Source organism: Mesorhizobium sp. EU05-FHT14A09 (genome assembly GCF_058790995.1).
Genome location: NZ_JBYTDF010000006.1, coordinates 179,580 through 204,977, shown reverse-complemented (window position 1 = coordinate 204,977; position 25,398 = coordinate 179,580). Strand labels below are relative to the sequence as shown.

The window sequence follows — 25,398 nt, the reverse complement described above, 5'->3', positions numbered from 1 at the left end:
GCATACGCATCCGCGCGTCTGCAACCACTCGCGTCCCCGAAACGCCTACTTCTCCTTTCGGGGACGTGTCCTAGTCTGCGATCGCCACCGGATATCCGCCGGAGGGATGCGACATTACCTGCATCTCCACGCCATAGATATCGCGAAGCCGGTCCGGCGTGACGATCTCCAGCGGCGTGCCGCGCGCAATCAGCCGGCCTGAGCGCAACGCCACGATCTCGTCGCAGAAGCGCGCCGCCATGTTGACGTCGTGCAGCACCACCACGACGCCGCGCGAATGGCCGAGTTCACGCACCAGCGACAGCACCTCGATCTGGTGGGCGATGTCGAGCGCCGAGATCGGTTCGTCGAGCAGCAGGCATTCGGCATCCTGCGCCACCAGCATGGCGATCCACACACGCTGGCGCTCACCGCCGGACAGCGTGTCGACCAGCCGGTCTGCGAAGGCAGCGATGCCGGTGCGTTCGATCGCTTCTTCAACCTTGTCGCGATCGGTCTTGCCGAAACGGCCGAGCGCGCCATGCCAGGGATAGCGGCCAAGCGCGACGAGTTCACGAACCTTGAGGCCGGAAGCCGGTGGCGTGTGCTGGGGCATGTAAGCAAGGCGGCGGGCGAACGGGCGGTCGCTCCACTGGCTGAGCGCCCTGCCCTCGAAGGCGACGCTGCCGGAGCTTGCAGGCAGTTGGCGGGCGAGGATCCTCAGCAGCGTCGACTTGCCGGAGCCGTTGTGACCGATGAGGCCGACGACGCGCCTCGGCGCAAGCGTCAGCGACACCGTGTCGAGAAGCGTCCTGCCGGCCAATTGGAACGACACATTGTCAAGCGCAAACAGCGGCGTGCCAGGCGCCGATCCCGTCGCGTTGCTGGCGGCGTCACCCGACGATGCGGCCCGGGAAGCGCTCATCGCACCGCTTCCGTGGCGCGCCAGTAGGCGACGTTGATGTAGCGTCGTTTCTGGGTGACCCGCAAAGCCGGGCGCAGAGCCTCGCAATCGGAAAACTCGCCCGCAATCCAGATGAAGTGGTCCTCGGCCGCGCCTGCCAGTGTCGAGATCGCCCTGTTGGTGGCGGCAATGAAATCGCCGTGCCTGCACTGATGCCGGCAGAACCAGCAAAGATCGATGCCGTCGGGTCGCACGAGATCGCAGACGACGTCCTTGTCGTGCGCCTCGATCAGGACGGTGCCGCGCGCCTCCGGCGGCAAGGTCTCGAGGATGCGGGCGATGGCGGGAAGCGCCGTCTCGTCGCCGGCCAGCAGGTAATCGCGCGCCGGTTTCACACCGAGACCGCATGGTCCGGAGATGCCGCAGACATCACCGATCCTGGCCTGCCGCGCGAAATCACAGGCCGGCCCGGCAGCTTCATGCAGGACGAAATCGACATCGATCCAACCCTGCGCGGCATCGATGTGCCGGATCGTGTAGTAGCGCGTGACATGCCCGCTGCGGGTCGACACCGCGCCATGAGCCTCGTCGGGAACGTGCAGCCGCAAATGCAGGTTGGCTTGCGTGTCGAAGCGGGCAAGATCGTTGCCTGCAAGTCGCAGGCGATGCATGCGGGCGGACAAACGCCGTGTCTCCACGACGGTCATGACCCGGAAGCCATTGTCTTTGCTCATGCGCGCCTCGCGATCAGCAGGAGGAGAAACGGGCCGCCGACCATGGTTGCGAGCAGGCCAGCGGGAATCTGGAACGGAAAGATGACGGTGCGGCCGATCCAGTCGGCGATGAGCAGCACCAGCCCCCCAATCAGGGCGGAAGCGGTCAGTTGCAGGCCGGCCCGCTGGAAACCCGACAGCCTTGCGAGATGTGGGCCCATCAACCCGGCGAAGCTCAGGGGCCCGACCAGAATGGTGGCACCGGCGGTGAGCAGCGCGCACAGCGAAAACAGCAGGTTGCGGCTGAGGTTTTCCGGCACGCCATTGGCAGTGGCGATGCTTTGCCCGAGCGGCAGCAGTTCGAGCCAGCGCCGGATGAAAGGAACACAGCACAAGGCGGCTGCCAGCATCGCCGTTGCAATCAGCGCCTCCCCCGGACGCACGGCATAGGTGGAACCCGACAGCCAGGCCAGAACCTGATCGAGGCGCGGATCCTGCGCGGCCATCAGCACCGCCATCACGAAGCCGGAGACGGAGCTGAGCGCAATGCCGATCAGCAGCAGGCGGTCACCGTTGAAGCCCGGCTTGCGCGACAGCACCAGCATCAGCAGCAACACGGCGAATGCGCCGACCGAGCCGGCAACAATCTGGTCGGTGCGTGTCGAAGCCGTCGCGGTCAAGAGCAGGGCAATCACCGCCAGCATCGCGCCAGACGAAACACCGAGCACCTCCGGCGAGGCCATGGCATTGCCGGTGACGCGCTGCAGGATGGCACCGGCCAGCGCCAGCATCGCACCACCACTGAAAGCAGCAAGCGCGCGCGGCCAGCGCCAGCCGACAGCGGTATCGGCGAAATCGCGCGTGACGGTCCAGCCCTCGACGCCGCGACCGAGCGATACGGCAAGATAGCACAGCACGACGAGCAGCAATCCCAGCACGAAGAGTGCAGCGACGGGATTTTCGAGACGGCGCGTCGCCGGGTCGCTGCCCGATGTCAGCGGCGCCAGCATCTTGAGGCGCCGGATCAGCATGAACAGCAGCGGCGCGCCGAGCAGTGCGGTAACCGCGCCGGTCGGAAACAGCCGGTAGGTGACGGGAAGCGAAAGCACGACCTGGTCGGTGGCTGTCAACAGCACGGCCCCGACCACCGCCGCCCACAGCATCTCGGCGCCGGTTCCCCTGGCCCCTGATGCACGCGCCAGTGCAGGCGCTGCGAGGCCGACAAAGCTGATGACGCCGACGGCCACGGTCGTCACCGCCGTCAATCCGGCGGCGACGACGAGAGCCGCCAGGCGATAGGTGTTGAGCGGCAGGCCGAGGCTCCGCGCATTGGCATCGTCGAGGACAAGCAGCGTCAGCGGACGAAGCAGCAGGCCTGCCAGCACCGACAGTACCAGCAGGCGCGGCGCCAGATAGGCGGCACCGCTCCAGTCCTGCTGGTCGAGATAGCCGGCGCCCCAGATGAAGATGCCGACCAGGAAGTCATGGTTGAACAGCGACAGCACTGCACTCGCCGCGCCGCAATAGAGGCTGACGATCATGCCGGCGAGGGTGACCGTGACCGGCGAAAGCCCCTTGCGCCACGATAGCGCGAGCACCGCGAAAAGCGCCAGCAGCGCGCCGGCAAGGCCAAGCCATTCGCGTTGGGCATCAGCCCATTGCGGCAGCCAGAGCGTCGCGGCGGCAAGCAGCAGATAAGCGCCGGCGGAAACCCCCAAGGTCGCGGGCTCTGCGAGCGGATTGCGCAGGATGCGTTGCAGGATCGCGCCGGCGAGACCCAGTCCGGCACCGGCCATCAGGCTGACGGCGATGCGCGGCAGCACGGTGTAGTGCAGCAGCATCTCGCCGGTTACATCCGGATCGGGAAACAGCATTGTGCCGATGCCGGCGCCTTCGGGCAGCAGCGCGCCGACATTGCGTAGGATCAACGCCAGCGACAGCACGGTGAGAAAGGCAGTGGGAACGGCGGGGTGGACGAACCGGTTCATCCGCTCGCGTCCTCCGCCAGGGCGATCGAGGCAAGCCGGGCAAAACGGCAGGCTGGCGGCAAGCCACCGTAGAACAGCACATCGGCGACGCGTGTCACGCGCCTTTCGCGCACGAAGGGCAGGCTCTTGATGACCGGCGCGGCCAGCAGCCTGTCCAGCCTGGCGCCGCTGCTGTCGCCGATGCACAGCAACCGTGCCTGCGGATAAAGCGCGAGCCGGTCGGCACTGACGGTTGTGTGGCCGTAGAGCGAACTATGGCCATCCCAGGCGTTGTCGATGCCGAGGAGATCGAGCACGTTCTGGAACAGGCTGTTCCTGCCGAATACCAGCAGGCGGCGGCCATCGATGACAGTCGCGACGATGAGCGGCCTGCCATCATAGGCAGCGAGGCGCTTCTTCGCTTCCGCGATTTCCGCCTGGAAACCGGCCTGGAAGCGGTCGAATTGTGCGGTCGCCCCGAGTTGGGCGGCAAGTTCTGACAGGGCCTTGCGGCCACCATCCAGCCGGTTTGGCATCGACGACAGGCGCTGATCGAACAGGCAGACCGGGGCGATAGACTGCAGCCGCGCATTGACCGGTCCCTCGTCGGCGCTCTGCACGATCAGCGTCGGCCTGAGATGATCGACAAGTTCGAGATTGGGTTCCGATCGCAGGCCGAGTTCGGCTGTCGCGGGCGGCAACACCGGCTCGACGACGAGGCTGGCGTAAAGTTCCAGTTCCGGCATGGCGGCGGGGATGATGCCGAGAGCGAGCAGGTTCTGCCCGCTCACCCAATCCATCGCAATGACGGCGCCCGTCGTTGCTGCCCGGGAAGCGCCGCGCGTCAGGACAAGAGCCCCCGCCCCGCAGAGCAACGCCCTGCGGGACAGCGCCAGGGTCGGCCAATTCCCACTCGGGATCACGCAATTCCGGACGGAAAACCGCAACACACTTTTCCTGGGATTGCTCTAGAACTTGGCCTGCAGCGAGAAGGAGACCATCCGTGGCGTGCCGAGATAGTAGCTGTTCTGCCAGTAGTTCTCGTTGGTGATGTTGCTGACGTTCAGCCGCATCGTCAGCGGACTGCCGAAACGGTCGACTGTGTAGCGCAAGCCGAGATCGGCGGTGACATAGGCCGGCAGACGGTCGGTGTTGGCATCATTGGCCCACTGTTTGCCGGTGTAGTAGACGCCGCCGGTCAGGAACAGGCCCTGCACCGCCGGTACTTCATATTCGGCATAGATCTTGGCAAGAACATTGGCGACGTTCATCGGGCGGGTACCGTTGAATTCGCCGCCCTCGACGCGCGGATCGAGCCAGGTCAGGCCGCCAAGAATGGTCAGGTTGTCGTTGATGCGGCCGGTGGCGGTCAGTTCGGCACCGCGATGGCGCTGGCGGCCGCTCTGGGTGTAGAGCCCGTCAGCGTTGGTCAGTTCGTACGCCTTGGAGATGTCGAAGAGAGCGGCCGTCCACAGAACGCCGGCGAGCTCCGCCTTGACACCGACCTCCTTCTGCTTGCTGACCATCGGGGCCATGATCTGGCCGGAATTGGTGGCCGTGTCGGGGGCAATGCCACCCTGCTCCAGGCCTTCGGTATAAGTACCGTAGAGCGTGACCTGCTCGATCGGCTTGAACATCAGCGATACAGATGGCGAGAGCCGGCCCTGGTCGTAGTCGGGGCTGGTCAGTGCGCCCGTGCTATCGAGGCTGCGGGTCTGGATGACGCTGTAGTTGGCACCGACCAGCGCCGACCATTGCTCGTTGAACTCGATATGGTCGCCGACGACGAAGTTCTGGTTGCGTACGTAGCCAGAGTCATAACGGAACGAATTGTCGACCGGGAAAACCGGCGTGGCCAGATGCCGGGGCTGCGTCATCGGGAATGGGCCGATCCAGCCGGTGTTGGGATTGTAGTCCGTCGTCCAGCCTTCGTCCTGATACATGTAGTAGCCGGCCGTCAGCTTGTGCGCGATGCCGCCGGTATCGAAGGAAGCGTCGGCGAAAAGGTTCGCTGCCGAGAAGGTGTTTCCTGATTCACCGGAGTGGATGCCGATCTGGTAATATTCGCCGGGGGCGCGGACCGAGTTCATGGTGTGGTCCTGGACGGGCCGGTCGATGATCTCGCGCATGTAGCCACCGCGTAGCGTGATGGCGTCGTTCAGCTCATAGGTGAGCTTCGCCGAGACCCGCTTCTTCTCCATCTCGTCGCGGATCCAGGGCTGGCTCCAGTTCCTGCGAGCATCGGGTGCCTCGCTGTGCGGCACGCCGTCCCCGAACGCCCAATATGAGTTCGCGACGTCGATATCGTTCTTCGACCAGGCGGCGTTGAGCTCGAGCTTCAGCTTCTCGGTGATGTTCCAGTCGAAGGCGCCGCTGGCCAGGAAGCGGTCGGTACGCTGGTCGTCGATCGCGGTGCTGCCGCCGGCCCTGACGATGTTGAAGCGATAGCCCATCTTGCCTTCGGTATCGATCGGCCCGCCGAAATCACCGTGGATGAAGGCCTGTCCGGCGCCATAGGTGCCAGCGGTGACGCTGCCGAAGCGTTCGGCGGTTGGGCGCTTGTAGACATAGTTGATCATGCCGGCCGGCGAGGCAGCGCCATACAGGAAGCCGGAAAGACCGGACAGCACCTCGGTGCGTTCCTTGTCCTCCAGCATGGTGCCGTGGCTGTAGGAACGGCGGAAGCCGTCCTCGGCGGTGTCGTAGGTGGTGAAGCCGCGCAGGTTGGCCATCGGCGCCCAGCCGGAGATCTGCGGCGTCTGGCTGCGCACCGTCGGCAGCACACGGTAGATGTCCTCCGGCGACTGCGCCTGGATGTTCTGGATCAACTCGCGTGGCGCGACGCTGACGGAAAACGGCGTGTCGCGGATGGGCGTCTGGCCGAGCAGGCCGAGCGACGAGATGGTCGAAGACCGGTAGCCATCCTTGGCGAGGCCATCCTGCTGCAGGGCGGCAGCCGTTCCCACGCCAGCGAGCGTGATCTTTTCCAGCAGGGTGCCGCCGCTGACCGCAACCGTGTCGCCGCCAGCGACCTCTGCGGCTCCGCCCGCCGTCAGCGCCGCGGTGGACGGCCCGGAAATCTGCGCGCCGACGCCGGTGCCGGCCAGCAGCGCGCGCAGCGCCTGCGCCGGCGGCATGGCGCCGCGCACCGGTGCCGAGCGCTTGCCGGCCACGGCCTGGGTGGTGAAGCCGACCTCCCAGCCGGTTGCCTTGATGAAGGCGGCGATCGCGGAAGGAAGCGGCTGCGCCGGGATGTTGAAAGTGACGGTCTGCGCGACGGCCTGCTGCTGCTGCGCGACGACGGGACCGAAAACACCGCCGGCAAGAACCGTCGACGCGATCAGGACGGAGAAGAGACGCCGCCTGGGGCAATTCACGTGCGCAGCGGTTTTCCGTCCGGAATCGCGTAGAAACGAAGAGTGAGAGCGTTTCAGCGTTTCCGTGGAAAACAGAAACGCTCTGGTGCGGCCTGCCTTGTCGTCACCGCACCTTGCATCAGCCCACGCACTCCGATCCATCGACGCCCCACTTGTCCCGATATCTGTCTCGATCGGGTCGGCGCGCACCTTGCATTTGCCGACCCATACACACCTGACAATCGGGCGTGGCAAATCTCACAAAAAAAGTTGAGTTTTTAATGCAGGATTAAAATTCCGCCGGGAAGCCGGGTAACGGCAGCACCCGTGGCCATTGCCAGCGAGCGTACGATGCGCTCGGGATCATCGAGGCGATAGTTGCCGTTGACCCTGAGACTGGCGAGCCGGCTGTCGGTGACGACGATCGAATGCCTGTAATACCGGCCAAGCTGTTTCAGCACCGCACCGAAGGGCTGATCCTGGAAGACCAGTCTTCCCTGCAGCCATGCAAGCGAAGTGGTGGCATCGGTCTTCCTGACGGCAGAAAGCGCCGTTGCGGTCGCGGTGATGCTTTCGCCGGGTTCGAGCGATGCCATGTCCGTGCGCCCGGGCAGGCGGGTGACGTCGACATGGCCGCGCTCCAATACGACGGTGTCTTCGTCGCTGTCCCTCAGGACGGAAAAGGCAGTGCCTTTCACCTCGACTTCCGAAAATGCGGCGGCAACCTTGAAGGGGCGCGACGCATCCGGCACGACATCGAAATAGGCTTCGCCCTGAAGCAAGGTGACCGAACGCCTGCGCCCTTCGAAATCCACCGTGACGGCCGAGCCGGTGTTCAGTGTCATGACCGAACCATCCGGCAGCGTAACCACGTCGCGCGCGCCGGTGGCGGTGATGTAGTCGGCCTGCCATTGCAGCCTGAGCAATGGGTACTGCTGCACGCCGACGGCCAAAAGCACCGCCGCAGCCATGGCCATTGCCGCCGTGGCCCATCTGCGGCGGCGAACGGGCCGGACCATCTGCCGAGCATCAGGACGAGACGCAATGTCATGAGCGACCATGTCCATTTCGGGGAGATTCCACGCGCCAGCGACGACGGCGAACGTTTTGGCGTGGGCGGGATCTGCACTCCGCCAGGCTTCGAAGCGGGCCTTCAACACGGCATCCTGCGGCGTGGCCTGCAGCAACAGCAACCAATCGAGCGCGGCATCCGTCACCGCGTCGGGATGCACGAAGCCCTGCTCGTTGTCGTTGCGCCCTGATTTATCGCGTTCCACGATCCGGCATTCCCAAAAGAGCCGCCTTGTACCTGAGACACCCTGCAAGCCGGAATCTCACAAAAATGCCTCTTCCGAGGCGCGGCCTCCAGCAGACCTCCCCCGCGATCGCTTCCTCGAGTGACATCAGTTGCGGTCGATCCTGGCCAGTGCGTCGACGCAATGTGCATGCGCCAGCTTGAGGTCGTTGAAAACCGTGCCCGGCGAGACACCCAGATGCTCCGCGATCTTCGGATAGGGCCATTTCTCGACCCGGCTCAGGACCCACACCGTGCGTGCACGTTGTGGAAGCCTTGCGACCGCTTCCCTGAGGCATTGCAGGCGCTGCCGATGGATGAGAGCGGCCTCCTGTGACGGGATCGCCGAAGCGATGTTGGCGAGATCGGTCTCCGATATGTCGTCGCGCTCGACACGGCCGCGCATGTCCTGGCGCCGCTTGTGGTTGAGCGCGAGATTGCGCGCCGTCTGGAAGAGGAACGCCTCGACATGATCGATGGTGCCGCTCTCCACCACCTTGCTGGCACGCACATAGGTTTCCTGCGCGACATCCTCCGCCACCTGCGGATCGCGCACGATGCGCATCACGCTCCACATGATGGATTTGCGTTTGCTGAGGTAGATGCTGGCGAGGGTGGCACTCACGATAGAGGCTCCTCCGCCACCAAAGCGGGGATGCGCAGCCGCGACCTGCCGCACAAGAAGCGGTGCGCCGTGCTGATTGTCCCGGTCCGTTCCACGCCTGATACCGCCCGCATGCCTCCCGACGCCCCAATCGGATTTGGGTCAATCCACTACCAAATGGAAATCGTCGTGCAACCGCAATGATTTAGAATGAATCCAGACAACATGGCATAGCCATGATCCGATCCTCGCCGCGGTCGATCGATCTTGCGGCAGCCTGATGATTTCATTGACTCATTTGAAGTTTCCGGCAGCCGCTTGACCGCGAAGCCGCCAGTCGCGGAATCGGCACGCGACGTGGCATAACCGCAACATCGTTTTCGGGTCCGCCACGCTCGGCCGTTCGTCAGACAGCTTGCCTGGCCTGTTCCGAGAGCCAGGCGCAAAGCTGGCGTGGCGCCAGGCGGGTATCACCCGCGCGCACCAGGGCGAAATGCCAGGCCGGTCCACTCAGCACGCAGGAGAAAGGCGCGATCAGTTGCCCGGCGTCCAGAAGCGGCGCGAACAGTGATGGCGACAGCAAGGCCACGCCGAGCCCCGCAACGGCTGCGTTGGCGTCAAGCTCGTGGGTCGGATAGTCGACCGAGGCAAAACGCAGGCCGCGAGGCGTTTGGCAGCGGGCCGCGGCAAACCATCGATCCCAATCCGGGTGCGGCAGCAGGTCGAAACCGGCCAGCGCGCGGGCATCATCCAGCGTACGCCCGCCGAGCAGGGACGGCGCCAGCATCGGCATCACTTCGACAGGCGTGAGCCGGTACTCGTCGAGCCCGGCCCAGCCGCCGCGGCCGGTGCGGATGGCTACGTCGAAGGCCTGCGTCTCGCGCACGTCTGCCGTGACATCGATCTCGATGCGAGACGGCATCGGGGCGATGTAGCGCGCGAGGCGCGGGGCGAGCCACCGCGAGGCAAATGTCGGCGGGGCCGTGAGCCGCAGCGGCGGTGTCGCAGCCTGGAATTCGGCGAGCGCATCGGCGATGCCGGACAATGCTTCATGAACCCGTCCAGCCAGTACGGAGGCGGCAGCCGTCGGCGCGACGCGGCGACCGACACGTTCGAACAGCGACTGGCCGAGCTCGGCCTCCAGGGTGCGGATGCGCAGGCTGACCGCCGCCGGCGTCAGGAACAGGCGCTCGGCCGCGCGCGCGAAACTGCCCGCCGACACGCAGGCTTCAAGCACCCGCAGGGATTCCAACGATGGCCGCATGATCAGTTTCTCTTGTGAGGCACACAAGCAATGCGCGTTTTGAAAATGGACAACCGAGGCGCAGATGTCGGCACCAAAATAGGAGATCGACCATGCCCCTGCAATCACGGCATCTGTTCACGCTTTTCCTTTCGCTGCATCCGACGATCGAGCTCGGACAGACGCCCGCCGGCGGCCGACGCATCTTCCCCGTTGCGGGAGGGCATTTCCACGGCGAACGCATCAGCGGCGAGGTGTCGCCACTGATCGGTTCCGACCTGCTTCTCGCCCGTCCTGACGGCACGTTCCAGCAGGATGTCCGGCTGCTTCTCACAGCCGAGGATGGCGGCCTGGTTCTGATGACCTATCGCGGCGTGCGGCACGCATCCGCCGCGGTCGATGAACGGCTGCGACGCAACGAACCTGTCGATGCCGGTGAATATTATCTGCGCACCACGCCCTATTTCGAGACCGCGGCACCGGCCCATGCCTGGCTGAACAGGATCGTCTCGGTCGCCGCCGGCGGCCGATGTCCGGACGGCGTCGAATACGAGGTCCATGAGATCCTTTGAACGCCTGCCCGGCTATTTCGCCCGCAGCTGCGCGTCGTAGGCGCTGTCCAGGCGGTCCAACATGCTCCGGAACTCCTGGTCGACGTCGAGCATGCCTGGCCTGATCTGAAGCTGCAGCGCGGCACGGCGCAGCAGGATGGCGACGTCGTCCAGCGACAGCTCGGCGACATTGTCTGCCGCTCGCCCGAGTTCCTCGATCAACCCCTCGTCACTGTCCGATGGTACGCCCATGCTTCCCCGCGGAGCGTTGCCTGACCGCTCCTGTCTAGCACAATCAGGCCGGCGAAGAAATCGCTCGGCTTCGTTCATGCGGAGAGACGACAGCAGGCGGCCGCATGGGCTGCCGGCTGGTACACACTTATTGCCTTGAAGACATAATCTGCCACTGGCTACGATAGACGGGGCAGTCTGGGGAGCTGAAATGCGCCGTGCCATCACCACAGAGCGAGCCGTAGCCATCGGCCCCTATTCCCACGGCGTGATCGCCGCTTCCGGAATGATCTATCTCTCCGGGCAGACGCCGCTCGATCCCGAAACGGGATCGCTGATCGAGGGAGACATCCAGGCGCAGACGACGCAATGCCTGGACAACCTCGAAGCAGTGCTGCGCCAGGCCGGGCTGTCCTTCGACAATGTGGTCAAATGCAATGTCTTCCTGACGGACATGGCCAACTTCGCCGCCATGAACGAGGCCTATTCACGGCGCTTTGCCGCGCCCTATCCCGCGCGAACAACAATAGGCGTGGCGTCGCTGCCCGCGAATGCGGGGGTGGAAATCGAGATGATCGCCCAGGCGCAGTGACGCCGGCGACATGCCCGCGCTGCCGGCACGAGAAACAACCAGAAGCTATCGCGGCTGCAGATGGCTTGCCAGTTCGGCGCGCAGCCCATCGAGACTCCAGCGTCCGGCGCCGGCAGTGACCAAATACATGCAGACGACGCTTGCCAGCGTGAAGCCGGTTGCCTCCGTCGTCGGCCAATAGAAGCCGGACTGGTACCAATAAGGGTACATGACGATGAAATTGACCGACAGGATGAAGGCCGCGGCGCGCGTGAACAGACCGACCAGGATCAGCGCCCCGGCCAATATCTGCACCCAGCGTGAAATCCAGTAGATCAGGAAGGCCGGGTTGTCCGTATCGATCGGCGGCTGCACCAGGGTCGGGATGCTGCAGTAGAGATAGGTCAGGCCGCAGACGATCCGCATGACGCCCAGCATATGCTGAGAATACTGCTCCGGTTTCATGACACGCCCCACCAATCGCGTTTCATCTATTGCACAAATCCTAAACTTGTAAATCGATAAAATAATTGCCGATCCAACCAAAATAAATCTTCAAATGAAATATATTTCAATAAATGATATAGCGTCTTCATATTATGAAATGCTTGTAACATTGCGGGCTCCACGACCCTGAAATAGTATATGCGGAAGATTATTCGCATCGTCGCCCATCGATGCTTGCCCGTGCCGAGGCCGAGGAATGAACCACAACTGAGGCGGTTTCCAGCGCAGACGGAGTTTGCATCACAGGCGTGATGCCTCAACCCGGCCCTGATCGCCCTGGCACTGTTTGCCATCTTCGCGCTGGCGCTGGTGGCGATGGACCTGCGGTCGCCCAGCCAGCCGCGGACGCCATCGATGAGCCGTATCGAGGGCCAGCCCTACAAGAAGCGGTATGCCGCGCCTGCCTTCAGATATTCTGCCGCCCCGGGACCTCAGTCGAAATGATCGACGCCGCTCGGACATATCCCGTCGGTTTGCCGCAGCATGTCGAAATACGTCATCTGCCGTATTCTTGAACCGGCATCGGGCTGCTACCTGCTGGAGCGTTTCCGTTTTCCACGGAAACACCGAACCGCTCCAACTCTTTGTTTTTGCGTAATTCCTGACAGAAAGTCCGTTACACATTTTCCTGGAATTGCTCCAGGGGCAGCATGAGCCGTTACATGGAACCCTCGAAACCAAGCCGTGACAAGGTCGAGGGCGAGCAACGCAGCCTCGCCGACCTCAGACATGTGCAGTCGTTCCGGTCTGGGCAACCTGTACCCGAATGGCTGCTGTTCCTCGAGCCGAAAGGCCCGCAGGCGAACCGCGGCACATTCTGTTTCGCCGCCGACGCCGACCTTTATGAGCGGCAGGGCAGATACTGGCTGCTGCCGACCGATCCGCTGACGATGCAATTCATGTTCGCGATGATCGGGACGCAGGATTGCACACTCATCGCCGGCAGCCAGCAGATCTCCTGGCCGGGCCAGATCATGACAGCCCGTTCCGCGGAGAACGGCTGAGATGCGCAGCGGCTGTGCATAGTTTGCCCGAAATTCACTCCACCCGGTTCGGGCAGAGCGCCTTGAACTGGCCGAGCGCGACGTCGTAGCCGGATGCGCTGGAGCCATCGAGCGGCTCGCCGCCGCCGGCTTCGAGCAGCAGGAATTCGGTGCCGGTGCCGGCGGCATCGTAATCCGGGTTCTTGCCCTTGAAACGGTAATCTTGCCCATAGAAGGTCTTGAACGTGCCGGCTTCACAATTGGCTGTGATGTCCGGCTGCAGCTCGGTCTTCATGGTATCGGAAACGCATTTGCGCGTGACCTTCTGCACGTATTCGCGGCAGTAGGCGATGGCGTTGGCCTTGGTGAGCCTGGCGGTGATCCTGGCGTCGGCCGAGCCGATGTCGGACTTCTCGACCACCGTCACTTCCTCGCCGGCGCGCGAGCCGTAGAAAATCGTTTCCGCCTGGGCGGCAGCGCTCATGGCAAGCAGCAGCCCGATCGTGGTGACTATGCGCATCTTTATTCCTTTCCAGCCGCGCGGCCTCATAACACGCCACGGCTCCCCTTCGCCTCCCCCTTCCATACAGATATGGCCGCGCCCTCCCCAGCATGCGCGACCTGCTGGATTGGGTCTTCGCCCCAGCTTAGGCTTTTTTGGGGCACTCAGGCCGGCATCGCCTCGTGGCCCAAACGATTGGTATCTGGCGCAGCCATCCGCACGGGGATGGCCGACCGACAAGCCGGAGGGGCTTCAGGGGAAGATCACATAGGCCTTGCGGACCGTCTCGGCGATGTCCCATTCGCCTTCGGTGTTGGCGGCGAAATAGATCGCATCGCCGGCGCCGAACACGATCGTCTCGCCCCCGTCCGGGGTGAAACTGCCATGACCGGAGATGAAATAGCTGTATTCAGCCTGGGGAACCTGGCGGCGGAAGCGGCCCGGCGTACATTCCCAGAAGCCGGTGGCGCCGACCGGAAGCTCCTGATCGGCACCAATCCTGACAAGCGCCGCCGGCTCGCTCGTCGGCTTGCTGACCGCCACGGGCGGACCGAACGCGCTATCGGCACGGATCAGGGTTGGGGACACGATGGGGTTCTCCTTGTTTTGAAAGACGGTTCAGACCAGCCGGTAGAACTTGTAAGAATAGTACGAGATCACCAGCGCAATGGCGACCATGCGCAACCCGTTTCGTCTGTTAATCCAATCTCCGAAGAACGTGCCAAGAATGTCGAGCAGAATGCCGATGAGGTCGACCATGGGACGGATCTGGGGGTTCCCGCGCCGATTTCCAATAGCCTGATCCGTTGAAGTTCCTCGGCGCAGGCGCCATCTTGAGATTGGCAAGGGAAGTCCGAGGGGCAATTGGACGGGGTCATCGAGATCATCTTCACGACCTATGAGTGCGGGGCGAGAGCCGTCTGGACATTCCTTGGAATGTTCGTCCTCTTAACGGCGCTTGGCAGCATCGTGATGGTTCTGCCCGTGCTTTCGATCCGGAATGCACCGGCACCAGAAGCTCAATCCGAACAACTGGATCGACCCATCGTCTACTGTCTTGTCGGACTAGCGTTGGTGCTGCTCTGCGTGTTCGCAGCTGCAGTCGCGTTAGGAGGATCAAATACGTCACTGGTCACCTATCCAGATCGTATAGAGGTTCGTGGCTGCCGCTACGTTCGCCCGTTCCTGGCAGTCTTCGACCGATCCGAAATGACGACCACGTATCGTATGAAGCGCCACAAGAACGGCGTGAGCCACATGCTGCGCCTTCGGCAGGAAGGTCAGCGCACGATCTATCTGAGCCTGGGTGGCGGCGATACCGACCAACAGTTTGCGCAGATCTTTCCGACAGCCATGAAAGACTATGCCGACGAACTGACACGCGAAGGCCGCAGCGTGAGGTTTGACATTCCGTAGCGTATCGCCAATCAGGCCGCACTATCCTGCCTGACGCGCTCGGGCGTCGTGCCGGTCCAGTTCCGGAAGGCGCGGTAAAAGGAGTTCGGCTCGTCGAAGCCGAGCAGGAAGGCGATCTCGGCGGCCGGCAGCGTCGTCTTTTCGAGATAGTGGCGTGCCAGCGCCTCGCGCGTCTCGTTGAGGATTTGCTGGTAGCTGGTGCCCTCCGCCTCGACCCGCCGTTGCAGTGTGCGCTTGCTCAGGGCGAGCTTGCGGCCGATGGCTTCCATCGAAACAAGGCCGCTGGGCAGACCTTCGAGCAGGGCGGCGCGAACACGCCTGGCGGTCGTGACCGGCATGTCGAGATCGGACAGGCGCTGGCGCAGATCCGGCTCGAAGGCAGACCATAACTGCTCGTTCGAGGTGAGAAAGGGCCGCCTTGCATCCGCCGTCGCGAAGGTGACGGCATGGCTGGCCGCGCGCTCCATCGCGACACCGAGGAAGGCTTCATAGGGCGCAAGCGGCGACGGCAGCACGGTGGTCGAGACAGCGAGCGGGCGGATCATTTCGCGGGTGCCCATACACACCAGCGTCACACAGAACAGCAGTTCCATCACCACCAGTGAGACTGGCGGCGACAACGGCGCGTCGAGCCAGGTGAATTCGATGGTGGTGGTGTCGCCCTGTTCGAGGACATCGAGCCGGATTGGCGCGACGAGCGCCTTGTATCTGGCGATGCGCTGTGCGGCCACGACGAAGTCTGGACTGCACAGCGCGGCAAACAGCGGCGGCGAGAAGGATTCCGCCCGGACCACCTCGCAGAGGCGGATGGGCAGCAGCGGATCCTGCGTCTCGGCCTCGAGACCGCGCCAGAACCGGTAATAATCCTGCGCGGCGAGGCGCATCGACGGCTGCTGCATGAGGTCGTCCGCCAGCCCGGCGCGGCGCAGCACATTGGCCGGCACCACGCCGAGATCACGCAGCAGCGACTGCGATGTCGTGTTGAGGGCGTAGCTGTGCATGGCAGGCGTTAGACCACCAAGGCGCGCTGCATGTCCATCACTTCGCGTCCGCTATGCCGAAGCGGGCCTTCATGCTGGCAAAGAACACTGCATCGCTGCTCGCCCGTCGTTCTGCCAAAAGAGCTACGGCATCCGCGCCGGCCTCCCAGCGCAGCTGGCCGGTTTCGTCCGTCGCGGCGTCGTAGACGACTTCGGCGATGCGCTCGGGCGACGAACCCTGCGCCATCATCGGGCCGAGCACCTCGATGGCCTTCTGCATCAGCGGCTGGTATTCGACAAGCGCCGGTTCGTTGGAGACATCAAGGGAGCGACCGCCGAAATCGGTGTCGATGCCGCCCGGCTGGACAAGCTTGACCCGGATGCCGAGCGGCGCGAGTTCGTATTGCAGTGCCTCGGACAGGCCTTCCACGGCGAATTTGGAGCCGTGGTAGAGGCTGTTGAGCGGGAAGGTGATGCGCCCACCGATCGACGATATGTTGACGATGGTGCCGCTTCGGTTGGCGCGGAAATGCGGCAGCAACGCCTTGGTGGTTGCGATCAGGCCGAGCACGTTGACGTCGAACTGGCGCGCGATCTTTTCCTGCGAGGTCGCTTCCAGCGGCCCGTAGGTACCGTAACCGGCATTGTTGATCAGCGCATCGATGCGGCCGAAGCGCTCGAGGCCGGCCTCCACGGCTGCACGGATGGAGGCGTTGTCCTGAACGTCGAGGCGGGTGACCAGGGTGTTGTCGAGCCGATTGAGTTCGTTCTCCTGGTCGGGGCTGCGCATCGTCGCGACAACGTTCCAGCCGCGTGCCTGGAACAGCTTGGCCGTGGCACGGCCAAGCCCGCTCGACGTGCCGGTGATGAAGACGGTGTTTGGCATATCATGCTCCTGTTGATGCGGAGCAGGCTATGGCGGCGCAGCGCTTCACACAGTGGCGGACGATGCCAATCCGCAATCCGATCGTGCCAAAGTTGGCGGCCGGAACGCGCTGTCCGCTCTAGTCTTTCGCCCGATAGGCTTCGGGGACGACAAAGACCTCGTCGGCGCGGCCGTAGCCGCCGTCCGGCACTTCCTCGATCAGCACCATGGTGTGCGGGCGCGCGGCTTCGCTGAAATAATCGACGAACAAGGCGGTGACGCGGTGGACGATCTCTGCTTTCTGGGCTTTCGACAAAGCGGCCTGCGGCACCTTGATGTTGGCGAAGGGCATGTTGGTTGCTCCGGTTTGACTGTGAAGGTTCAGATGACGCCGCCATTGGCGCGGACGACCTGGCCATTGACCCAACCGGCGTCGGGCGAGGCCAGGAAGGCGACGACGCGGGCGATGTCTTGCGGCTGGCCGAGACGTTTGAAGGGGTTCATGCCGGTGATGGCGCGGACCTGCTCCTCACTCTTGCCCTGAAGGAAGAACTGCGTCTCGACCGAGCCGGGCGCGACGGCGTTGACGGTGATGCCGCGCGGTCCGAGTTCCTTGGCCAGGATATGGGTCATGGCCTCGACCGCCGCCTTGGTGGCGGCATAGACGCCGTAGCCCGGCTGGTAGAGCCCGACGACGCTGGACGAGAAGGAGATGATGCGGCCGCCGTCGCGCAGCCGCCGTGCCGCTTCGCGCATGCCGCGGAAGACGCCACCGAGATTGAGCGCGACCTGGCGGTCGAAATCAGCATCCGCGACCTCGGCGAGCGCGCCGAGTTTCATGCTGCCGGCGTTGTTGACCAGGACATCGATGCCCTCGAAAGCCTGTTCGGCATGGTCGAACAGAGAGGTCACGCCGGACGCTTCGCCGATGTCGGCCTGGACGGCGATGGCGCGGCCGCCTTCGCGCTCGATGGCTGCGACGACCTGTTCGGCCTCGTCACGGCCGCGTGCATAATTGACGATGACGGCGAAACCATCCTGGGCAAGCCGTTGCGCCATGGCGGCGCCGATGCCGCGCGAAGCGCCGGTGATGATGGCGACACGTTGTTTTTCCATGATGTGATCTCCTGTGGCGTGGTCAGGAGATAGCGACGGCAACGTTCGGGATAATCGCCCTGGTCTCGCCATTACTATTCGGATATTCTGAACAATTGCGATATGTCATCGACCGGGCCTGCCGTCCGGGTCGTCATTCGAGCGGAGACCGGGCATGGATCGCCTCGAGCAGATGCGCCTGTTCGTGCAGGTGGTGGAACGGCGCAGCTTCACGGCGGCCGCGGCCGATCTCGGCGTGCCGCGCTCCACCGCCACCGAGGCGCTGAAGCGGCTGGAAGCCAATCTCGGCGCGCGCCTTTTGGAGCGGACGACGCGACATGTGGCGCCAACGCCGGACGGCGAGGACTATTACCGGCGCTGCCTGGACATCCTCGCCCAACTCGACGAGGCCGAAAGCGACCTACGCGACGGCCAACCGCGCGGGCAGCTGCGGGTGGATGCGCCGGGCCTTCTGACCCACACCTTCCTCTTGCCGCGACTGCCAGAATTCCTGGCACGCTATCCGCTGATCGACCTGCATCTGGGGCAAGGTGACCGGCTGGTCGACCTGGTGCGGGAAGGCATCCATTGCGCGATCCGCGCCGGCGAGCCGGCCAGCAGCGGCATGATCCTGCGGCGGCTGGGCATGATCGAGGAGATCACGGCGGCGAGCCCTGCCTATCTGAAGCAACACGGCACGCCGCAAAGCCCGGACGATCTCGACGGACACCGGATGACGGGCTTCGTGTCGTCGCGCACCGGCGAGGTGATGCCGCTGGAGTTCATGGCCAACGGCAGCGTGCGCAAGATCGTGCTGCCCAGCCGCGTCACCAGCAACAATTCCGACACGGCAGCCGGACTGGCGCGGCTCGGCCTCGGGCTGATCCAGGCGCCGCGCTACCGTTTCACGCCGGACCTTGCCAGCGGCGCGCTGGTCGAGATCCTTCGCGCCACGCCGCCGCCGCCGACGCCACTGTCGGCACTTTACCCGCAGAACCGCCAGGTGGCGCCGCGCCTGCGGGTGTTCCTCGACTGGGTGGCGGAGGTTCAGGCAGGCTGCGCTTTAGAGTGACACAGCATCAGCCTTGACGTTGCCGCCTTTGTTCCAGCCCTTTAAGAAATTGGCGCCCCACAGACGATCGGAATCCGATCATCAGCATAACCAGGCTGAGGACTGCCCCAAGAGCAAAGGCGAAGGCGAGAAAACCTGCCGGCTCGCTGCCCAAAACCAGAAGCAGCACCGGGGTCTGGATTACCATGGACACCGCAAGGCAGCGAAAGACCAGGGGCCAATATTCAAAGCCCTCGATTTCCCGCCCGGTCCTTTGGACGAAACGATAGTGCGTGGCGAATATCGCCCCGATTTCAATGCCAACGGCGAGGCCGGAACCACTTTTCTCAAGAATTGGAAAAGCCACAGATGCCGCTATGAAGGCGACAATCAGGACAAGACGAACGCCGCCATAAAACAGCGCAAACCGCCACAGCTTCACCGGTTCCATGCATAGCCCCCACCACCGCTCCCAGCATCGCGCAGAAATCGCAAGGGCGCAACGACCGCTGCCGCCGCGTGCTCCCTCCGAGGTCGAGGATGACGGCTACGAGGAATGTTCCGGCCAATCTCCGACATTGACGACGATGACAATGCTTTCAACATCCGGGCTGGTAGCGTCCATCGTTGGCCATTGGTGCAAGGCATAGCAAGCTCGTTATCCTCGACCTCGCAAGGAGCGCATCCGCAGCCTCAAACGCTCCTGCCGCCATAGGCCTCCTGTGCCTGCTCGATCTCGTGGCAATGGCCGATGGCCCAGTCGAGGGCGGCGCCGAGCGGGACCTGCAGCGTGCGGCCGAGATCGGTGGCCGTAGAAATTGCTACGAGCGCGTTCGCCCAGCGGAGACAAGATACCCTGCGAGCCGGGACCGGCAGCCTTCGTCAGCTTTCTGCCGTTGCAGGTGATCCAGCGGCCTGTCTGCGGCGTAACCCCTTTGCTTTGCGAGAACCGGGGCTTGCGAGGGGATGGACATGCGCGCACTTGTCGTATCGACCTTGGCGTTGGCCGTGGTTTGCGGAACGGCCATGGCCGGCGGGATCGAGGGCAAATGGAAACGAGGCGACGGCAATGCGCTGGTGCGCATAGCACCCTGCGGCGACAAGGTCTGCGCCACCAATCTGTGGATCGGCGACACCAGCAAGGGCGAGGCGGCCGGCGACCGGCTGGTGATGTCGCTGACGCCGGGCGCGGCCGGCAGCTTTTCGGGCACGGCCTACGATGCCAAGCGCAAGCTGAACTATTCGATCGTGCTCACGCCGCGCAAAGGCGGCCTGATCACGCGCGGCTGCTTCGTCGGCAAACTGATCTGCAAGGATGTGTCCTGGACGGCGGCCAGATGACGTCATGACCGGCAGTCCCATGATCGTGCTTTTCCGCAACGACCTGCGGATTTCGGACAACAAGGCACTCGCCGCCGCCGCAGACACCGGCAGGCCGGTCGTCCCGCTGTTCATCCTCGACGAAACGGGCGCCGATGCCCGGCCCCATGGCGGCGCCAGCCGGTGGTGGCTGCATCACTCGCTGGCCGCGCTCGGCAAGGCGATCGAGACGCTCGGCAACCGGCTGCTGCTGCGGGCGGGCGCGACCGACAGGATCGTGGCGGACACCATCAAGGCGAGCGGCGCCGACACGGTGTTCTGGAACCGACGTTATGATCCAGCCGGAATGGCCGTCGACGCGGCGCTGAAGAGCCGCCTGCGCGCCGACGCCCTGCAGGCCGAGAGCTTCGACGGCTTCCTGCTGCATGAGCCGTCGCGCGTGGCCACGCAATCGGGCGATTTCTACAAGGTGTTCACGCCCTTCCACAAAAGGCTGCTGGCGGACGGGGAGCCGCGCGACCCGGTCGACGCGCCGAAGCAGCTTGAACGATGCGAAACAACGCTGGCTTGCGAAACGCTCGATGCGCTCGGGCTACTGCCGCAGCCGGACTGGGCCGGCGGGCTGGCCGAGCGCTGGCGGCCCGGCGAAGAGGGCGCGCTGGAGCGGCTGGAGACGTTCCTCGACGAACGCCTGGCCCGTTACACTGAAGGGCGCGACAGGCCGGGCGAGGACGCCACCTCCGGCCTGTCGCCACATCTTGCGCATGGCGAGATCACACCGTTCCGGATCATGGCGGCGTTGCGGCGCAGGCAGGGCCGCGGCGCCGAGAGCTTCGCCAGGGAACTGGCCTGGCGCGAATTCTGCTACCATCTGCTCTTTCATCGCCAGGCATTGCACCGTGAGAACTTCCGCCCGGAATTCGACGCCTTCGCATGGCGCAGCACACCGAATGCGCTGGAGGCGTGGCAGCGTGGGCGGACCGGCTATCCGATCGTCGACGCCGGCATGCGCGAGTTGTGGCAGACCGGCTATATGCACAATCGCGTGCGCATGATCGCCGCCTCCTTCCTGATCAAGGACCTGCTGATCGACTGGCGCGACGGCGAGGCATGGTTCTGGGACACGCTGGTCGATGCCGATGCCGCCAACAACCCCGCCAACTGGCAATGGGTGGCCGGGTCGGGCGCCGATGCGGCACCCTATTTCCGCATCTTCAACCCGGTGCTGCAGGGCGAGAAATTCGACCCACAGGGCGATTATGTGCGGCGCTGGGTGCCGGAACTGACGAAACTGCCGGACCGCTTCGTCCATCGGCCATGGGAGGCGCCGGCATCGGTGCTGCACGATAGCGGCCTGGATCTCGGCACGGACTACCCGCAACCGATCGTCGACCATGCGCAGGCGCGGGAGCGCGCGATGGCGACCTATCGGGCGACGCGCGGCGATAACTGATCCAATCGCGTGGGCGGCGCGTATCTTTTGAACACGCGCTGCCATGCGCCGCGACAAGGTCGCGGCCATCGGAAATGCGCCAGCCATCGGGAGACGACGCCGTGACCTACATCGTTGCCTACATCGCCTCGCTGATCGTATTCGGCGCACTCGACGCCATCTGGCTGACCACCATGACGAGCCGGATCTATCGGCCGGTGCTGGGCGATATCCTGCTGAGCGACCTCAGGATCGCGCCGGCGCTCGCCTTCTACCTGCTCTATCCGGTCGGTCTCGTCGTCTTCGCCGCCATGCCGGCCTTGCGCGCGGGATCGGCGGGAACGGCGCTTGCCCATGGCGCGCTGTTCGGCCTGATCGCCTACGCCACATACGACCTCACCAACTATGCGACGCTGCGCAGCTGGACACTGCAGATCACGCTGATCGACCTCGCCTACGGGACGGTCGTCGCGGGCCTGACCGCACTGGCCGCCTACCAGGCGGCGCGCTGGGTTGCAGGGTGAGGCCGACTAATCGCGCGACGGTGCCAGTCGGTAGTGGCTGATACCCCAGGCGCTGCCGCCGGCATGACCGAACAGGCCTGAGGTGGCGAGGAAGAACAGGCGCCAGCGGCGATGCCATAGGGCGGCGTCCTTGCCATAGACCTCCCGCAGGATAGCGCCGACCTCGCCGGCCCTGGCGTCGAAGTTGGCGAGCCAGGCATCCGCGGTGTGGCGATAGTGCTCGCCGCTCCAGCGCCATTCCTGCTCGACGGTGAAGCTCTCCGCAAAGGCATGCATCAGACCATGGCTCGGCATGAGGCCGCCGGTGAAGAAGTATTTGGCGATCCAGTCGGCCGGATTGTTGCTGTCGAAGCGATAGGGCGCCACGGCATGGCTGAAGACATGGACGAAGGCGCGCCCGTCCGGCACAAGCCAGCCCTTCATGCGCGCCAGCAGCATCCGCCAGTTCGCCATATGCTCGAACATCTCGACCGAGACGATGCGGTCGAACCTGCCGACAGTGTCGAAATCGTTCATGTCAGCGGTCACGACCTTCAGGTTGGTCAGGCCGCGTCTGGTGGCCTCGGCCTCGATGAAGGCGCGCTGCGAATGCGAATTGGATACGGAGGTGATGCGGGCGTTTCTGAAACGCTCGGCCATCCACAGTGAAAGCGAGCCCCAGCCGCAGCCGAGTTCGAGGATCGCCTGTCCGTCGCGAAGGCCGGCATGGTCGGCCGTGCGTTTCAGAGCCAGTTCCTCGGCCTCGGCGAGCTTGGTTTCGGAAGAGGCGAACAGGCAGCACGAATATTTGCGGCGCGGCCCGAGCACCAGGCCGAAGAAGCGCTCGGGCAACTCGTAATGCTGGGCGTTCGCATCGGCGGTGTGAATGGCGACTGGGTAGTTCGACATCGCATCGGCGAACTCCCGCTCGATGCCCTCCGGCGAGAGGCCAAGGCGGCGGTCGGTGCGCGCGACCAGCAGGCCGATGGCGCTTCTCAGCACGGGATCGGGCCATGGGAACGTTTCGCCCAGTTGCACGGTACGGTCGATCAGTCCCATGAAGTCACCCGTGTTTTCACGCCCGGTGGCAAGAGGAAGAAGGTGCTGATGCGCCGTTGGTAGGCGCGATAGGCGTCGCCACGCGTGGCCAGCATGTGCTCCTCCAGCGGCGGCACGCCGGATACATAGGCGAGCAGCCAGTACATGCAGACGGGAGCGGCGAGCGCTGCCCAGCCCGATTGCCATGCACCGATGGCCAGCAGCGGATAGGCAAGCCAGCCGAGCCACTCGAAGAAATAGTTGGGATGGCGCGACCAGCGCCAGAGACCTGCCTCGCAAACCTTGGCGCGGTTGGCCGGATCGGCGGCGAAGCGGCGCAGTTGCGCATCAGCCGTGGCTTCGCCGGCTATCGCGACAGCCATGATCGCGACCGCGAGCCAGTCCTGCAGGCGCAGCGCGGGTTCAGGATTGGCGGCGGCCAGCACCATGGCGAGGCCGAGCGGGATGCTGACCAACGCCTGCTTCTGCAGCAGGAAGAACATCTGGCGCGGCGCATCCGCTCCCCAGCCCTCCAGCAGCCTGGCATAACGCGGGTCATCGGTGATGCCGCGCGTGCGCTGGGCGATGTGGAGACCAAGCCGCAGCGCCCACAGGCAGGCGAACGCCGCGACCATGGCGCGGCGCGGCGCAAGCGCCTCCGCCCCGGTGGGCGGCAGGAGCGCGCCGGCAAGCCCGACGAGGCCGACGCTGAAGGTCCACACCGTATCGACCCAACCGGAATTCCTCGTCCGGCGCCATGCCAGCCAGGCGAGCGTCATGCCGATGGCGAGTGCCAGCGCGACTATGATGAGCGTGACCAGGAACATCGCGACGGTCATGACCGAGGCGCTCCCGCATGGGCCGATGTTCCGACGGGAGCTGCCGGCGTCAGCGTCCCGCCAGGGTTCTGCGGCGTTCCGGAATGGATCCCCGACACGCTTCGCTTCGCTACGAGGTCGAGGATGACGGAGATGGGGGCACGCCGGCTCATCTCCGACGATTTCGATCGACCGCCCGCCATATCGCCTCCCTCACAGCCGGATCAGCGGCTGCAGCAGGCGGCCGAGGCGGCTCTGCAGGCGGATGTTGCCCTGCAGTGCGACGATGCAGATGCAGGGTTCGCCCTCACAGACCGTGGGTTTGTGCTCCATCGTCTCGTCGGCCTCGTCGAAATCGCCAGGCCCATAACGGCCGAAGGCATGTTCGAAGGCACCTTCCAGCACGCAGGTCCATTCGTAGCCGGCGTGCTTATGGTGCGGCAGCCTGGTGCCGGGCGCGGCCTTCAGCATGAAGACCTTGATGCCGTCGACCTCGGGGACGGACACCGAGCGCTGGCGAACACCCGGCCCGACCCAGCGCCACGGCCCGAGAGCATAGTCGTCGAGCGGATCGGCCTGTGTGGTGTCAGCCGGATGCATGCGTTCATTCTCGATGAGGCGCAGAGCGTTTTCGAGGGCGGTTGATTTCATCGCCACGGGCGGGGCTTCCTCCAGCAACGCGCCGCCGACTGCTTCGAACCGGGTCACGTCCGCCCGGCAGGCCGGGCAGCGGGCAAGATGCATGGAGACGATGAGCGCGCGGGCCTGATCGAGCGCACCCGCCGCATGGAGGGCGAGCGTCTCTTCGCTCGGGTGATGGGTGATGTGGTCGTTCATTGCAGTTCACCAAGCCGATCGCGCAGGCGCTGCAGGGCAAGCCTGATGCGCGACTTCACAGTGCCAAGCGGAATGCCGAGCAGTTCCGCGATCTCAGAATGCGCGAGCCCGTCGAAGAACGACAGCCGGATGACCCGGACCTGTTCTTCCGGCAGCGTCGCCATCGTCGAGCGGACAAGGCCTTCACGCTCGGCGATCAGCAGATGCTGCTCGGGCTCATTCAAGTCTTCCTCGTCCGGCTCATCCTGCTCCTCCAGCCAGACGGCAGCGCGGCCCTCGCGCCGGATGATATCGACGCTGACATTGCGGGCGATGGCATAGACCCAGGCCGACGCGCTGGCGCGGGCCGGGTCGAACTGCCCTGCCTTGCGCCACAGCCTGAGCAGCGTTTCCTGGGCGAGGTCCTCCGCCCGGTCGGCGCTGGCGCCCCGGCGCATCATCATCGCCTTCACGCGCGGGGCGTAAAATTCGAACATCGCCGCGAAGGCCGCCCGGTCCTGGGTTGCCGCGATGCGCGTGATCAGCCGGGCTGGATCGAATTCCACCATCACGTCGCAATATAGGTCCAAGCGTGCCGCGGCTGGCAAGAGATCACCACAATGCTGCTTTCCGTCGACTTTCCAACCGGATTACGCATG

At 64.5% G+C, this 25,398-nt stretch carries 30 protein-coding genes; 8 read left to right on the top strand and 22 right to left on the bottom strand.

Annotation, left to right across the window (positions count from 1 at the left end):
* Positions 1-70: 70 nt before the first annotated feature.
* The 8 genes from AC3WTO_RS21460 to AC3WTO_RS21425 form a co-directional block, all read right to left on the bottom strand.
* Entirely contained in the window at positions 71-904 is an 834-nt protein-coding gene (locus AC3WTO_RS21460) for an ATP-binding cassette domain-containing protein (protein ID WP_492462939.1), read from the bottom strand.
* A complete protein-coding gene (locus tag AC3WTO_RS21455; RefSeq protein WP_492462938.1) occupies positions 901-1,617 on the bottom strand; it encodes a siderophore-interacting protein in 717 nt (238 codons plus the stop codon). The genes AC3WTO_RS21460 and AC3WTO_RS21455 overlap by 4 nt, the downstream gene beginning before the upstream one ends.
* Positions 1,614-3,584 carry a Fe(3+)-hydroxamate ABC transporter permease FhuB gene (gene fhuB / locus AC3WTO_RS21450; protein WP_492462937.1) on the bottom strand — a complete coding sequence of 657 codons (1,971 nt, stop codon included), beginning with the start codon at positions 3,582-3,584 and terminating at the stop codon, positions 1,614-1,616. The genes AC3WTO_RS21455 and fhuB overlap by 4 nt, the downstream gene beginning before the upstream one ends.
* Positions 3,581-4,510: an ABC transporter substrate-binding protein gene (locus AC3WTO_RS21445; protein WP_492462936.1), complete on the bottom strand. Its 930-nt coding sequence runs from the start codon at positions 4,508-4,510 to the stop codon at positions 3,581-3,583. Before AC3WTO_RS21445 ends, fhuB begins: the two co-directional genes overlap by 4 nt.
* Positions 4,511-4,531: 21 nt before the next feature.
* Complete coding sequence (locus tag AC3WTO_RS21440; RefSeq protein WP_492462935.1) at positions 4,532-6,940, bottom strand: TonB-dependent siderophore receptor; 2,409 nt, start codon at positions 6,938-6,940, stop codon at positions 4,532-4,534.
* A 257-nt stretch (positions 6,941-7,197) separates the two neighbouring features.
* Positions 7,198-8,196, bottom strand: a complete 999-nt coding sequence (locus tag AC3WTO_RS21435; protein ID WP_492462934.1) for a FecR family protein — start codon at positions 8,194-8,196, stop codon at positions 7,198-7,200.
* Positions 8,197-8,322: 126 nt separating this feature from the next.
* On the bottom strand, positions 8,323-8,838 hold the full coding sequence (locus AC3WTO_RS21430) for an RNA polymerase sigma factor (protein WP_492462933.1): 516 nt from the start codon (positions 8,836-8,838) through the stop codon (positions 8,323-8,325).
* A gap of 385 nt (positions 8,839-9,223) precedes the next feature.
* Positions 9,224-10,081: a LysR family transcriptional regulator gene (locus tag AC3WTO_RS21425; protein WP_492462932.1), complete on the bottom strand. Its 858-nt coding sequence runs from the start codon at positions 10,079-10,081 to the stop codon at positions 9,224-9,226.
* A 92-nt stretch (positions 10,082-10,173) separates the two neighbouring features.
* On the opposite strand from AC3WTO_RS21425, the gene AC3WTO_RS21420 reads away from it, so the two are divergent.
* Positions 10,174-10,632, top strand: coding sequence for a DUF3237 domain-containing protein (locus tag AC3WTO_RS21420; protein WP_492462931.1), 459 nt, complete (start codon positions 10,174-10,176; stop codon positions 10,630-10,632).
* Between the two features lie 12 nt (positions 10,633-10,644).
* Here the strand turns inward: AC3WTO_RS21420 and AC3WTO_RS21415 are convergent, their stop codons facing one another.
* Entirely contained in the window at positions 10,645-10,863 is a 219-nt protein-coding gene (locus tag AC3WTO_RS21415; protein ID WP_492462930.1) for a hypothetical protein, read from the bottom strand.
* Positions 10,864-11,053: 190 nt separating this feature from the next.
* Here AC3WTO_RS21415 and AC3WTO_RS21410 point away from each other — a divergent pair, with 190 nt between their 5' ends.
* The gene (locus tag AC3WTO_RS21410) at positions 11,054-11,434 is read left to right on the top strand and encodes a RidA family protein (RefSeq protein WP_492462929.1); all 381 of its coding nucleotides are present in this window, start codon (positions 11,054-11,056) and stop codon (positions 11,432-11,434) included.
* Between the two features lie 45 nt (positions 11,435-11,479).
* On the opposite strand, the gene AC3WTO_RS21405 is transcribed toward AC3WTO_RS21410, so the two are convergent.
* Complete coding sequence (locus tag AC3WTO_RS21405; protein ID WP_492462928.1) at positions 11,480-11,878, bottom strand: DoxX family protein; 399 nt, start codon at positions 11,876-11,878, stop codon at positions 11,480-11,482.
* A gap of 692 nt (positions 11,879-12,570) precedes the next feature.
* Between AC3WTO_RS21405 and AC3WTO_RS21400 the strand changes: the two genes are divergently transcribed.
* Positions 12,571-12,924 carry a hypothetical protein gene (locus AC3WTO_RS21400; protein ID WP_492558436.1) on the top strand — a complete coding sequence of 118 codons (354 nt, stop codon included), beginning with the start codon at positions 12,571-12,573 and terminating at the stop codon, positions 12,922-12,924.
* Between the two features lie 34 nt (positions 12,925-12,958).
* Here AC3WTO_RS21400 and AC3WTO_RS21395 read toward each other — a convergent pair whose 3' ends face one another.
* The 3 genes from AC3WTO_RS21395 to AC3WTO_RS21385 all read right to left on the bottom strand — a co-directional run bounded on the left by AC3WTO_RS21395 (position 12,959) and on the right by AC3WTO_RS21385 (position 14,164).
* Positions 12,959-13,423: a hypothetical protein gene (locus AC3WTO_RS21395; RefSeq protein ID WP_492462926.1), complete on the bottom strand. Its 465-nt coding sequence runs from the start codon at positions 13,421-13,423 to the stop codon at positions 12,959-12,961.
* Positions 13,424-13,657: 234 nt separating this feature from the next.
* Positions 13,658-13,993 (bottom strand): cupin domain-containing protein, encoded by a 336-nt coding sequence (locus tag AC3WTO_RS21390; RefSeq protein ID WP_492462925.1) that lies wholly within the window; start codon positions 13,991-13,993, stop codon positions 13,658-13,660.
* 30 nt (positions 13,994-14,023) lie between these two features.
* Entirely contained in the window at positions 14,024-14,164 is a 141-nt protein-coding gene (locus AC3WTO_RS21385) for a hypothetical protein (RefSeq protein WP_492462924.1), read from the bottom strand.
* Positions 14,165-14,269: 105 nt separating this feature from the next.
* Between AC3WTO_RS21385 and AC3WTO_RS21380 the strand changes: the two genes are divergently transcribed.
* Positions 14,270-14,821, top strand: coding sequence for a hypothetical protein (locus tag AC3WTO_RS21380; RefSeq protein ID WP_492462923.1), 552 nt, complete (start codon positions 14,270-14,272; stop codon positions 14,819-14,821).
* An 11-nt stretch (positions 14,822-14,832) separates the two neighbouring features.
* Here AC3WTO_RS21380 and AC3WTO_RS21375 read toward each other — a convergent pair whose 3' ends face one another.
* The 4 genes from AC3WTO_RS21375 to AC3WTO_RS21360 all read right to left on the bottom strand — a co-directional run bounded on the left by AC3WTO_RS21375 (position 14,833) and on the right by AC3WTO_RS21360 (position 17,782).
* A complete protein-coding gene (locus AC3WTO_RS21375) occupies positions 14,833-15,822 on the bottom strand; it encodes an AraC family transcriptional regulator (RefSeq protein ID WP_492462922.1) in 990 nt (329 codons plus the stop codon).
* Between the two features lie 37 nt (positions 15,823-15,859).
* Positions 15,860-16,687 carry an SDR family oxidoreductase gene (locus AC3WTO_RS21370; RefSeq protein ID WP_492462921.1) on the bottom strand — a complete coding sequence of 276 codons (828 nt, stop codon included), beginning with the start codon at positions 16,685-16,687 and terminating at the stop codon, positions 15,860-15,862.
* A 118-nt stretch (positions 16,688-16,805) separates the two neighbouring features.
* Positions 16,806-17,018 (bottom strand): tautomerase family protein, encoded by a 213-nt coding sequence (locus AC3WTO_RS21365; RefSeq protein WP_492462920.1) that lies wholly within the window; start codon positions 17,016-17,018, stop codon positions 16,806-16,808.
* Between the two features lie 29 nt (positions 17,019-17,047).
* The gene (locus tag AC3WTO_RS21360) at positions 17,048-17,782 is read right to left on the bottom strand and encodes an SDR family oxidoreductase (RefSeq protein ID WP_492462919.1); all 735 of its coding nucleotides are present in this window, start codon (positions 17,780-17,782) and stop codon (positions 17,048-17,050) included.
* Between the two features lie 154 nt (positions 17,783-17,936).
* Here AC3WTO_RS21360 and AC3WTO_RS21355 point away from each other — a divergent pair, with 154 nt between their 5' ends.
* Positions 17,937-18,833 (top strand): LysR family transcriptional regulator, encoded by an 897-nt coding sequence (locus AC3WTO_RS21355; RefSeq protein ID WP_492462918.1) that lies wholly within the window; start codon positions 17,937-17,939, stop codon positions 18,831-18,833.
* Positions 18,834-18,840: 7 nt separating this feature from the next.
* On the opposite strand, the gene AC3WTO_RS21350 is transcribed toward AC3WTO_RS21355, so the two are convergent.
* Entirely contained in the window at positions 18,841-19,263 is a 423-nt protein-coding gene (locus AC3WTO_RS21350; protein ID WP_492462917.1) for an ABZJ_00895 family protein, read from the bottom strand.
* 521 nt (positions 19,264-19,784) lie between these two features.
* Here AC3WTO_RS21350 and AC3WTO_RS21345 point away from each other — a divergent pair.
* From AC3WTO_RS21345 to AC3WTO_RS21335, 3 genes are all read left to right on the top strand, one after another.
* On the top strand, positions 19,785-20,153 hold the full coding sequence (locus AC3WTO_RS21345; RefSeq protein WP_492462916.1) for a DUF2147 domain-containing protein: 369 nt from the start codon (positions 19,785-19,787) through the stop codon (positions 20,151-20,153).
* 4 nt (positions 20,154-20,157) lie between these two features.
* Positions 20,158-21,585 (top strand): cryptochrome/photolyase family protein, encoded by a 1,428-nt coding sequence (locus AC3WTO_RS21340; protein ID WP_492462915.1) that lies wholly within the window; start codon positions 20,158-20,160, stop codon positions 21,583-21,585.
* A gap of 101 nt (positions 21,586-21,686) precedes the next feature.
* The gene (locus AC3WTO_RS21335) at positions 21,687-22,088 is read left to right on the top strand and encodes a DUF2177 family protein (RefSeq protein WP_492462914.1); all 402 of its coding nucleotides are present in this window, start codon (positions 21,687-21,689) and stop codon (positions 22,086-22,088) included.
* Between the two features lie 6 nt (positions 22,089-22,094).
* On the opposite strand, the gene AC3WTO_RS21330 is transcribed toward AC3WTO_RS21335, so the two are convergent.
* The 4 genes from AC3WTO_RS21330 to AC3WTO_RS21315 form a co-directional block, all read right to left on the bottom strand.
* Positions 22,095-23,126 carry an SAM-dependent methyltransferase gene (locus AC3WTO_RS21330; protein WP_492462913.1) on the bottom strand — a complete coding sequence of 344 codons (1,032 nt, stop codon included), beginning with the start codon at positions 23,124-23,126 and terminating at the stop codon, positions 22,095-22,097.
* Positions 23,117-23,944 (bottom strand): DUF1295 domain-containing protein, encoded by an 828-nt coding sequence (locus AC3WTO_RS21325; RefSeq protein ID WP_492462912.1) that lies wholly within the window; start codon positions 23,942-23,944, stop codon positions 23,117-23,119. The genes AC3WTO_RS21330 and AC3WTO_RS21325 overlap by 10 nt, the downstream gene beginning before the upstream one ends.
* A 192-nt stretch (positions 23,945-24,136) precedes the next feature.
* Positions 24,137-24,760 carry a ChrR family anti-sigma-E factor gene (locus AC3WTO_RS21320; RefSeq protein WP_492462911.1) on the bottom strand — a complete coding sequence of 208 codons (624 nt, stop codon included), beginning with the start codon at positions 24,758-24,760 and terminating at the stop codon, positions 24,137-24,139.
* On the bottom strand, positions 24,757-25,305 hold the full coding sequence (locus AC3WTO_RS21315; RefSeq protein ID WP_492462910.1) for a sigma-70 family RNA polymerase sigma factor: 549 nt from the start codon (positions 25,303-25,305) through the stop codon (positions 24,757-24,759). Before AC3WTO_RS21315 ends, AC3WTO_RS21320 begins: the two co-directional genes overlap by 4 nt.
* Positions 25,306-25,398 lie beyond the last annotated feature (93 nt).

Bases quoted from the DNA above. Each gene is read 5' to 3' on its own strand.
- AC3WTO_RS21415 (WP_492462930.1), bottom strand. From the start codon at position 10,863: ATGGGCGTACCATCGGACAGTGACGAGGGGTTGATCGAGGAACTCGGG.
- AC3WTO_RS21370 (WP_492462921.1), bottom strand. From the start codon at position 16,687: ATGCCAAACACCGTCTTCATCACCGGCACGTCGAGCGGGCTTGGCCGT.
- AC3WTO_RS21365 (WP_492462920.1), bottom strand. From the start codon at position 17,018: ATGCCCTTCGCCAACATCAAGGTGCCGCAGGCCGCTTTGTCGAAAGCC.
- AC3WTO_RS21350 (WP_492462917.1), bottom strand. From the start codon at position 19,263: ATGGAACCGGTGAAGCTGTGGCGGTTTGCGCTGTTTTATGGCGGCGTT.
- AC3WTO_RS21420 (WP_492462931.1), top strand. From the start codon at position 10,174: ATGCCCCTGCAATCACGGCATCTGTTCACGCTTTTCCTTTCGCTGCAT.
- AC3WTO_RS21400 (WP_492558436.1), top strand. From the start codon at position 12,571: ATGAGCCGTTACATGGAACCCTCGAAACCAAGCCGTGACAAGGTCGAG.
- AC3WTO_RS21375 (WP_492462922.1), bottom strand. From the start codon at position 15,822: ATGCACAGCTACGCCCTCAACACGACATCGCAGTCGCTGCTGCGTGAT.
- AC3WTO_RS21340 (WP_492462915.1), top strand. From the start codon at position 20,158: ATGACCGGCAGTCCCATGATCGTGCTTTTCCGCAACGACCTGCGGATT.
- AC3WTO_RS21455 (WP_492462938.1), bottom strand. From the start codon at position 1,617: ATGAGCAAAGACAATGGCTTCCGGGTCATGACCGTCGTGGAGACACGG.
- AC3WTO_RS21355 (WP_492462918.1), top strand. From the start codon at position 17,937: ATGGATCGCCTCGAGCAGATGCGCCTGTTCGTGCAGGTGGTGGAACGG.
- AC3WTO_RS21410 (WP_492462929.1), top strand. From the start codon at position 11,054: ATGCGCCGTGCCATCACCACAGAGCGAGCCGTAGCCATCGGCCCCTAT.
- fhuB (WP_492462937.1), bottom strand. From the start codon at position 3,584: ATGAACCGGTTCGTCCACCCCGCCGTTCCCACTGCCTTTCTCACCGTG.
- AC3WTO_RS21320 (WP_492462911.1), bottom strand. From the start codon at position 24,760: ATGAACGACCACATCACCCATCACCCGAGCGAAGAGACGCTCGCCCTC.
- AC3WTO_RS21360 (WP_492462919.1), bottom strand. From the start codon at position 17,782: ATGGAAAAACAACGTGTCGCCATCATCACCGGCGCTTCGCGCGGCATC.
- AC3WTO_RS21385 (WP_492462924.1), bottom strand. From the start codon at position 14,164: ATGGTCGACCTCATCGGCATTCTGCTCGACATTCTTGGCACGTTCTTC.
- AC3WTO_RS21325 (WP_492462912.1), bottom strand. From the start codon at position 23,944: ATGACCGTCGCGATGTTCCTGGTCACGCTCATCATAGTCGCGCTGGCA.
- AC3WTO_RS21405 (WP_492462928.1), bottom strand. From the start codon at position 11,878: ATGAAACCGGAGCAGTATTCTCAGCATATGCTGGGCGTCATGCGGATC.
- AC3WTO_RS21460 (WP_492462939.1), bottom strand. From the start codon at position 904: ATGAGCGCTTCCCGGGCCGCATCGTCGGGTGACGCCGCCAGCAACGCG.
- AC3WTO_RS21425 (WP_492462932.1), bottom strand. From the start codon at position 10,081: ATGCGGCCATCGTTGGAATCCCTGCGGGTGCTTGAAGCCTGCGTGTCG.
- AC3WTO_RS21395 (WP_492462926.1), bottom strand. From the start codon at position 13,423: ATGCGCATAGTCACCACGATCGGGCTGCTGCTTGCCATGAGCGCTGCC.
- AC3WTO_RS21330 (WP_492462913.1), bottom strand. From the start codon at position 23,126: ATGGGACTGATCGACCGTACCGTGCAACTGGGCGAAACGTTCCCATGG.
- AC3WTO_RS21345 (WP_492462916.1), top strand. From the start codon at position 19,785: ATGCGCGCACTTGTCGTATCGACCTTGGCGTTGGCCGTGGTTTGCGGA.